Consider the following 8,396-nt stretch of genomic DNA (forward strand, 5'->3'; position numbering starts at 1 on the left):
CCGGGCGATGTAGTCGTAGGTCTCCGGCAGCTCCTTGTCGGTGTCGTGGAAAATATATTCCACATCGGGCACGCGATCCCGGAGATAGATGGCCAGGGCGGCGCTGTCCTTGCCGCCTGAGAGGCTCAGGATGTGGCGCGGCGGTTCGCCGCCGGCCGCGAGCAGGTGGTCGTAACGGCCGCTCATGCGCGTCGGGCCTCCGTCTTTTCGTCGGTCGTCTGGTCGGACGCCGCCGGGAGATCCTCCCACAGCAGCCGCGCCAGGATTTGAAGCCGCTCGGCCTTGCTCTTCTTGTTCAGTTGCTGGCCGATCTCCTCGACCAGCCGTTCCGAGGCCTGGCTCAGCTTCGCGCTCTGGACGACCAGCCCGCGATCATCGCCCGAGGCCTGGGTCAGCTTGACCAGGACCGCGTCCTTGTCCCCCTTGAGGGCCCCGTTCTCGAACGCGGCGGTCTCGACGCGATGGAACAGCTGGCTGACGCCGGCCAGCTCCTCCAGACAGCGCTGTTCGTCGGCCGCATTCCAGCGCGCCGGCGGCTTGGCGATCAGGAAGCTGGCCAGGGCTTCCGCCCAAGCCTCGTCGGAGGTGTTGGCGTCTCTCAGCCGCAGGGCGAAGGTCCTCAGCTTGGGCAGCGAGGCCGTCGCCGCGACGCGCGACGCGCGCTGCGCCAGGGCCAGCCGATCGAACACCGCGTCGTCCTGGCCGATCGCGGCCGAGGTCGTCTCGATGATCCGCGTGAGCAGCTTCGGATAGTCGGTCCGCATATCCTCGATCGCCGCTTCCAGGCGGCTGACGAAGACCTTCGCCTGATCCGCGTTTCCGCTTCCATCGGTCGCGAAGGGCTCAACCTCGCAGGCGATCGGGAGGTCCCGGAACAGCATGGTGGCCGGCTCGGTCGCGCTGAGGAGCACATCCCGGACCCTGACCGAGCGGGGCTGAAGGTTGCCGGCCTTGCGGGTGTATTCCTGAAGCTTGGCTGCAAACCGCGCCAGCGGCTGCACGACATCGAGAATCTGGGGATCGCGCGCGCTCTGCGGATCGGCGAAGGCCGACGCCAGACGCGCGAAGACCTCGGCGCGGACGCCTTCCACGCGGCACTGCTGGAGGTCGAACGTCTCGGCCCCCTTGATCAGGCGTACGAAATCGGCGCCGCCGAAGGAGGATCGGAACGTCCCGTTCTCATAGACCGCCAGCTCGTGCAGGCGCAGCTTCATGATCACGGCGAGCAGCAACGGCGCCACGCCGGCGCGCACGCCGAACGGCCGCTTCGCCAGCGCGTCGAAGATGTGCTGGACGTTCACCTTCGCGCCGTCGGACGCATCGAGAATCCGTTCGATCTCCACGAGGGCCGGCCGCAGTCTCAACGGATCCTCGGCCGGCGGAAGGGTCAGGGCCAGGCCGGCCAGCGTCGATTGCTGCAGGCCGCCCGCCTGGACGACGGACAGGAACATCGACTTTTCCGGGGGCGCCTTGTCGGCGTCGATGCCGAAACAGGGTTGGTCGGAGGCGTCGAACAGGCCCTCGATCAGGCGCATGCGGGCCGCCGCGGCCGGGCTGCTCAGCATCTTCCGGTTCAGCAGCTCGTTGGAAATCCGCGGCGCATCCTCGTAGAGGGCGTCGCAAATCGTCGAGAGCTGGAACGACAGGCCCCGGTCGGTTGACAGGTCCTCGCCCTTCCAGCGCCACTGCAAGGGGGTCGATCCGCGATCCCGCAACGCCGCAGTGATCCCGAGGGCGAGATCCAGGGCCCGACGGCCGGCGGCCAGTTCGCGGGAGACCTCCGCGGCGGCATAGGCGTCGTTGACGAGTTCCGGCGTGTGGTCGGCGACCCAGCGCCAGCTCATCAGATCCTTCACGTCACCGAGCAGGGCGGCGAGCGGCCTGGTCACCCCGATGACCACATCCTGCCGGGCGGCCAGGTCGGCCGATTCCGCGAGTTGCAAGGCCCGCGCCTGATCGGCCGGCGTGTCCGCAAGGGCGACGACGACGAGGCCGTCCGCGAGCGTGGGTTTGGTGACGACCTGAACCAGGCGGTCGACCGGCGCATAGCGAACCTCGAAGAACCGCATCGTCCCCCGATCGATGTAGTGCCGCCGCGCCAGCAGCGGCTCGTGCTCGAGGAACCCGATGAGGTTTTCGCTGACCGCCTCCAGGTCGCCGACGGCGCGCGCGGCGTCTTCCAGCGCCGCATGGAGATTCACGCTGGTGTTGGGCCAGAGCCGGTAGCCGCCGACCTTGCCGCGCTTGAACAGGAGTCCGCGGTCCAGGAGAGTGGCGATCGCGGCGTTGACGTCGCGCGTCGTCGCTGGCGTCAGGCAGGCGCGGAGTGCGGTGTCCGTCGCCAGCAGTTCGGGAAAGTCCAGCAGGCTGAGGAGGGCCGTGACCTTGAGCGCGCGCACTTCCAGGTCGTCCAGATCATGCGCCGTGTCGACGGTGGCCGCGATCCTCAACCAGTTCGACTGATAGCTGTTCCCCTCCAGCCGGTGTCCGAAGACGGCGCGGACATAGTCGTAGAACTCGGGCAGGCCGTACCAGACCGTCCGGCCCGCCGGCCGTTCGGCGAAGGTCTGAAGGCCGAAGGGCTCCGACGACAGCAGGAAGCCGAACAGCGAGCGCTCGTGCTGGCCGAAGCGCGAGAAGAACCGCACCAGCGGCGGCAGCAAGGTCGGATGCAGCGGATAGAGCTGCGCCGTTTCCAGGTTCAGGGCTGCGCTCGTGGCGCCGCTCATCCATCCCATGGTCGCGGTCGCGGCCGCAGTTTCGCGGGCGGCCTCCTGGACCTCCTTGTCGAGGGCGTCGGTCCTGACCCCCAGAGCGCCCGAAACGAGCGCCGCCGTATGGGCCATGGGCTGGTCCAGGACGATCTCCTCGAACCGCCCCGCGACCTTGTCCCACTCGTGTCGCGCGACGGTCGGCAGACGCTCCGCATAGGCCTGGAAGCCCTGATGGAGCAGGCCGACCAGGAAGAAGGGCGTCTCGCCGCTGCGGGTCGCGGTCTGGGCCAGGCGCTGAAGAAGATAGACGTCTTCACGGTCCGGCTCTCCGGCGGCGTACTCGAGCAATTTGCCGAGTTCGTCGATCACCAGAAGGACCCCGGCCCCGTCTTCCGCCGCAAGGGCGCGAACCCCGTCCAGCAACTCCACGACGGCGTCGGCGTCCGGATGGAGCTGGACCGTCCTGGCTTGGGCGGCGAGCGTCGTCCACTTCCCCGCGGCCCTTCGCGGCCGGCGTCGCTCGAGGCCTTCGCCGATCCCACGCGCCAGGGCGACAGCCATGCTCTCACGGGCGCCGGTGACCAGAAGTGGCCACAGCGCCGGACTCTCGGCGTCGGCGGCCCAGCCCATCCTTTCCGCCATCACCTCGGCCCGCTCGCTCGGCGCGCCGCTCAGAAGATGGGCCAGCACGACGGCGAAAGAGGATTTGCCGACGCCATAGTCGCCGGTGATCCGCCAGGCCCGTTGGCGGGAGCCAGGCGCGACGCCCTTGGCCACGCGCTGGAAGGCCGCGGCCATGGCGGGGGTGACGATGTAGTTCTCGAGGGCTTGGGGATCGTCGTAGTCGCGCTCGAGCTGGACCGACCGCATGAAACGGCTCGGGATGTCGAAAAGGTCAGCGATGTTCGGCGGGGGCGGCTTAGGCATGGTCGGGGTTCCGGCCGTAAACGGTGTCGAGCGTGAGTGGGGCCACGTCCCTTCGGAGCGTCAACAGGCCCTGCACGGCGGACGGCTGATAGCTATAGGGAAGTTCGTGACGACGCTCGCCCTTTTCTTCCAACCGGGCCCGGACGTCGTCTTCGGTCAGCTTGAAAACCTGGCCGGGAGAGCCCTGACCGACCGTGACCTCGCGCAGCGACAGGGTGTCGTCATTGCGGTCCAGGCGCGTCCAGAAATCCATCAGGCAGTAGTCGAACAGGGCGCCGGTGATGTCGGGCTTGGCCTCCCTGCGGAAGCCGAAGACGGTTTCGAACCGCCCTCCCTCCCCGCGCCGCTCGCCGACGGGCACGAGCAGATTGAGGTCCACCAACGGACCATCGAGCGAATCCTCGACCGACCCGCCACCGCGGCTCGGGACGTAGGTGTGCAGGAAGACGTCCAGGTGCTGGCCGAGCGTGGTTTCGGAATGGCTGGCCCCGAGCTTGCGAGACTCCGCCTGGAAGCCGGCCAGGGCTTCGCTCCGGGAGAACTCCGGTCGCGGCCAGCGACTGAACAGATAGTCCCAGGCGAACAGGGGACGCTCGCGCTTCGACGCCAGCGTCCAGTGAAGGAGCCAGAGGGTGCGGACATCCTCGATATAGGGATCCAGCCCATCCGGGTCGAAGATGCGTTTGCCGAAGTCCGTCAGCTCGAATCCACGGCCACGGTCGGGGGCTGCGGCCATGCCGGTCGCCTCGATCCAGAACCGAAGCGATCGGACCATGTTCTTGCCGATCCCGAGGATCTCCATGGCCCGTTCCTCGTCGCCGAAGAGACCGGGATCGGCCGAGAGCCCCCGATACGCCTTGGGCAGCCAGGCGTAACGAAGCGCGAAGCTCTCGTGGCCGGAGAACCTCGGCAGCGGGGCGGGCGCCTCGGCGTCCTGGATGGCTTCGGCGATCATGCGGCGGACTCGATGGGGCTCTGGAATTGACGGACGACCTGGATGATCAGGGCGGCGGCCAGCGAGATTTCCGGGGCGGTGGTGGTCCGTCCCAGGCTGATGCGCAGGGCGCTGTCCTGCCGCCAGGGTTCGATGTCCATCGCCTGCAGCACGTGCGACGGGGCGTCGACGCCCGCCATACAGGCCGCGCCGGTCGAGATGGCGACGACGTCCCTCAGATTGGCGACGATGATGTCGTTCTGCACGCCGGGAATGGAGATGTGGAGGTTGTTCGACAGACGGGCGTCGATATCGCCATTCACGACCAGGCCAGGCAGGGCGTCCTGCAGCATCACCTGCATCCGGTCGCGCAGGTCCGAAATCCGGATCTCATCGTCCGCCATCTCCAGCACACGCAGCCGGCACGCCTCGCCCAGACCGGCGATGCCGGGAACATTGGGCGTCGAATTGTGGAAGGCGTAGCGTCGCGGCGGCGGGGCCTCGCCCAGATCGGGCCCGATCAGGGCGCCGACGCCCTTGGGGCCGTAGAGTTTGTGTCCGCTGAGCACCAGGTAGTCGTAGCCGCTCTCGGCCACAGACAGCGGAATCCGGCCGGCCGCCTGGGTGGCGTCCACCAGGACTTCGGCGCCGGCCTGACGGGCCAGGCCGGCGGCCTCGGCGAAGGGCTGGATGGTCCCGACCTCGTTGTTGGCGGCCATCAGGCAGAACAGATCGACATCGGCCTTCAATGCGGCGCGCACGGTGTCCACCGAGACACGGCCGTTGGCGTCGACGGGCATCCAGACGATGCGGTAACGACCGTCCCGCTCACCCGCCAGAAGTTCCTCGATCAGCGCCGGATGCTCGATGCGGGAGGCCGCGACCAGGAGCGGCGCCTGACGGCGGCGGTCGCAGGCGTAGGCCAGCGCCATCCGCAGCGCTTCCGAGGCCCCGGAGGTGAAGCGCACATCGTCGGCCTGGCCGTCGACCAGGGCTGCGACAGCGGCGGCCGCGCCGCGGACGACCATGGCGGCTTCCTGGCCGTAGGCATGCTGCGCGCTGTTGGGATTTCCAAACTGTTCGGTCATGACGCGCGCCATCACCTGGACGACGCGGGGATCGACCGGCGTGGTCGCGTGGTGATCCAGATAGATGCGGGTCAGGCCGGGCGAGTCTGACGGGATGTCGGCGGCGACGTCGGTCATGTCCTCTCCCTCGCGCGATTCTCGGCCTCGCCGAGCAGCTGTACCAGCCTCGCCTCCGGCGCGATGACGAACTCGCCGCCGATCGACCACTGTTGGGCGTCCGCGGTGTCGAGAAGCGACCGCTCCGCCCGATGAGCCTCTCCGGCGCTGTCAAACACGACCGTATCGATGACGGTCCATGACAGGTTGGAGGTCGGAGGGAAGCCGGCGCTGAGCTGGGCGACCCGTCGTGCGATCTCGTTGGTGCGGCCGATCTTGGCCACGACCCACGGAGGGTCGACCCGCCTTGGCGCGAACAACGCCTGAACCGGACCTTCCAGACGCAACAGATAGAGGACCGTCTCGCCGTCCATGCGTTCGCCGGACACGGGGCCGAAGCTGGGCGCCGGGCCGTGCGAACTGCGGGGGAACGCCTCGACGCCGGCCGTCTGCGGGTCCGCCACGATCCGAGCCTTTCGCGCCGCCAGCGCGTCGGGATCACTCGCCAGCTCGCCCCACACAAGGGCGTCGATCGCCACCGGCCGAAGGCCCTTCAGCCCTCGTTTGACCCACTCCGGATCCTGCTGGGCCATGGCCTTGAGCTTCATCGCCACCCCCTCGGGGTTGCGGTAGGTCGCCGCTGGCGTGACGCCCCGCTCGCGCCCCAGGCGGCGCAGGATGTCGGACGCCTCGATCACGGCCGGATGGTTGGGCGCCGCGCATCCCACGCGCAGATACAGGTCCAGCAAAAGGACGGTTTCGTCGTAGTTCCACGCGGGATTCTGGCGCGGTCTTGCGACCAACACCTCCCCGCCTTCCTTCGCGCTCGCCGTCTGGTTACCCATGACCACTCTTGTAGTAGAGTCGGGCGACGCCGTCCGTCGTTGATTTGGGTCGAACCGATATGGCCGTGAGCGAGACCGAGATCTATCAGCAGCAGTGCGCCGAGTTTCGCGCCCTCAACGCCGTGTTCTGGCAAATCCCCCTGATCATGATGACGTTGAACGGCGGGCTATGGTTCGCCCTGGCCAGCCTGGAGCTCACCGATACCGGGCAGCGGTTCATCCTGGTCTTCGCCGCCGTGGCCAATGTTGTCTTCATCGTCGCGTTGATCCGGCTCCGGCTCCTCATGAGCGCACTCCTCGCCCGCATCCACGCCGTCGAGGGTGCGATGACCGCGCCGCTGGCCAAGATCACGGTCGTCGCCTTTTGCGGCCTCCTGCTTCTGGCGGCGCTGGGCGCCGTCCTCGCGGCGCTCAATCCCGGCGCGGTGCTCGCCACGACGGCCAAGCCGTCCCCCGTGGTCGTCTGCGTCGACGATGGCCAGACAGCCGTCGCCGCCCGAACCCTGACCTGCACGCCGGCGGCTCCGGGATGAACCTCGTTTCGGCGCATTATGCCGACGCCGCCGCACGATTGAAGGATCGCTACGCCTCCATGCGCTTCGAGGACGTCCACGGTCCGCTTCTGCCCTACCTGCCGGTGCCCGGCGCATGGGTGGCGGATATTGGAGCGGGATCAGGCCGGGACGCCGAAGCCCTCGCCGAGCGGGGCTACAGGGTTGCAGCGGTCGAGCCGTCCGCCGCCATGCGGCGACACGCCGGCCTGATGGACGCCCGCAAAGGCGTTCGCTGGTTCGATGACCGATTGCCGGACCTGGCGGATCTCCGGGAAACCGGCATCCTGTTCAAGTTCATCCTTTGCTCGGCGGTCCTGATGCACGTGGCTCCGGACGATCTGGAATGCGCATTCCAGTCGCTCGCCGATCTCACGGCCCCCGGTGGCCATCTGGCCGTCAGCCTTCGGAGTCCCCGCGGCGACGATCGTCCGGGCGTGTATTCAGAGCATTCGCCGCCGTCGATCCTTGCCGCGGCTGAAGGCGCCGGCCTCCGCCTAGTCGAACAAGGGACGTCAAGGGACGCCTTGTCCCGAGAGGACATCGCATGGCGTTGGTCTGTGTTTGCTCGGCGACAGCCCGGTGAGGTATTCGAGAACTAGCCAACAGCAGCTTAAAGCTGCTTGGGGACTAGCAAGTTGTGCAAATCTTGGGACGAAATTAGATGCCGACGCACTGGTTTTAGACCCGCGCGCCCGAGAAGCGGACCTGCCGGAAGTCGCCAATGAATCAAAACCGGTCTCAACGAGCAAGCTCCCCACCCCGCCCCGCCACGACCTGCGCCAGCCCATTCGCCATCGGCTCCAGCGCAATCCGGCTCCCTACCCTCGCGCTCTCGCCCGCCCTCACCCGCGCATAGTGCTCGATCCCACCCGCATCCCGCACGACCACGAACGGCGACGTCCCCGCTTCGTCGTGAAACCCCGTCTTGACCACCACCCCGCGCACCCGCTCCGTCCCCAGCGGCCGCACCTCCCTCGCTCCCTCCAGCCGTCGCTGGTTCAGCGTCCGGATGATGTCGCGCCGTGCCTGTAGCGTCCGCAGCTTCGTCTCCATCTCCCCGTCCAGCCGGTAGCGCCGCCCCGTCCGAACCGCGAGCCCCAGCCCCTCCAGGTGCCGCAACCGTCCCCGGGTCAGCGCCGCCCAGGCGTCGTTCACCCCCACGCCGTCCTCGACCGTCCCGTTCACGTCCACCGCCGAAAGCAGCCGCCGATCGAACCCCGTGAACCGGTCCGCCTCCG

The 8,396-nt window shown here is 68.2% G+C and carries 8 protein-coding genes; 2 read left to right on the top strand and 6 right to left on the bottom strand.

The genetic code is table 11. From position 1 onward, the window contains the following. From Q0C81_RS12270 to Q0C81_RS12290, 5 genes are all read right to left on the bottom strand, one after another. Window positions 1–186: phosphoadenosine phosphosulfate reductase family protein (locus Q0C81_RS12270; protein WP_291838160.1), on the bottom strand; the 186-nt coding region annotated here is incomplete at its 3' end. Continuing rightward, window positions 183–3,641 carry a hypothetical protein gene (locus Q0C81_RS12275; RefSeq protein ID WP_291838164.1) on the bottom strand — a complete coding sequence of 1,153 codons (3,459 nt, stop codon included), beginning with the start codon at window positions 3,639–3,641 and terminating at the stop codon, window positions 183–185. The genes Q0C81_RS12275 and Q0C81_RS12270, both read right to left, overlap by 4 nt. Beyond that, window positions 3,634–4,596 (bottom strand): DUF4007 family protein, encoded by a 963-nt coding sequence (locus tag Q0C81_RS12280; RefSeq protein ID WP_291838167.1) that lies wholly within the window; start codon window positions 4,594–4,596, stop codon window positions 3,634–3,636. The genes Q0C81_RS12275 and Q0C81_RS12280 overlap by 8 nt, the downstream gene beginning before the upstream one ends. Further along, window positions 4,593–5,780, bottom strand: a complete 1,188-nt coding sequence (locus Q0C81_RS12285) for a cysteine desulfurase family protein (RefSeq protein WP_291838170.1) — start codon at window positions 5,778–5,780, stop codon at window positions 4,593–4,595. The genes Q0C81_RS12280 and Q0C81_RS12285 overlap by 4 nt, the downstream gene beginning before the upstream one ends. Further along, on the bottom strand, window positions 5,777–6,604 hold the full coding sequence (locus tag Q0C81_RS12290) for a GIY-YIG nuclease family protein (protein WP_291838173.1): 828 nt from the start codon (window positions 6,602–6,604) through the stop codon (window positions 5,777–5,779). The genes Q0C81_RS12285 and Q0C81_RS12290 overlap by 4 nt, the downstream gene beginning before the upstream one ends. A 65-nt stretch (window positions 6,605–6,669) precedes the next feature. Between Q0C81_RS12290 and Q0C81_RS12295 the strand changes: the two genes are divergently transcribed. Further along, entirely contained in the window at window positions 6,670–7,137 is a 468-nt protein-coding gene (locus Q0C81_RS12295) for a hypothetical protein (protein ID WP_291838176.1), read from the top strand. After that, window positions 7,134–7,757, top strand: coding sequence for a class I SAM-dependent methyltransferase (locus tag Q0C81_RS12300; protein ID WP_291838179.1), 624 nt, complete (start codon window positions 7,134–7,136; stop codon window positions 7,755–7,757). Before Q0C81_RS12295 ends, Q0C81_RS12300 begins: the two co-directional genes overlap by 4 nt. 139 nt (window positions 7,758–7,896) lie before the next feature. Here the strand turns inward: Q0C81_RS12300 and Q0C81_RS12305 are convergent. Then, window positions 7,897–8,396, bottom strand: a 500-nt coding sequence (locus Q0C81_RS12305; protein WP_291838181.1) for a DUF3363 domain-containing protein, incomplete at its 5' end; no start/stop codon positions are given.

The organism is Brevundimonas sp. (assembly GCF_023259385.1).
Lineage (GTDB): Bacteria > Pseudomonadota > Alphaproteobacteria > Caulobacterales > Caulobacteraceae > Brevundimonas.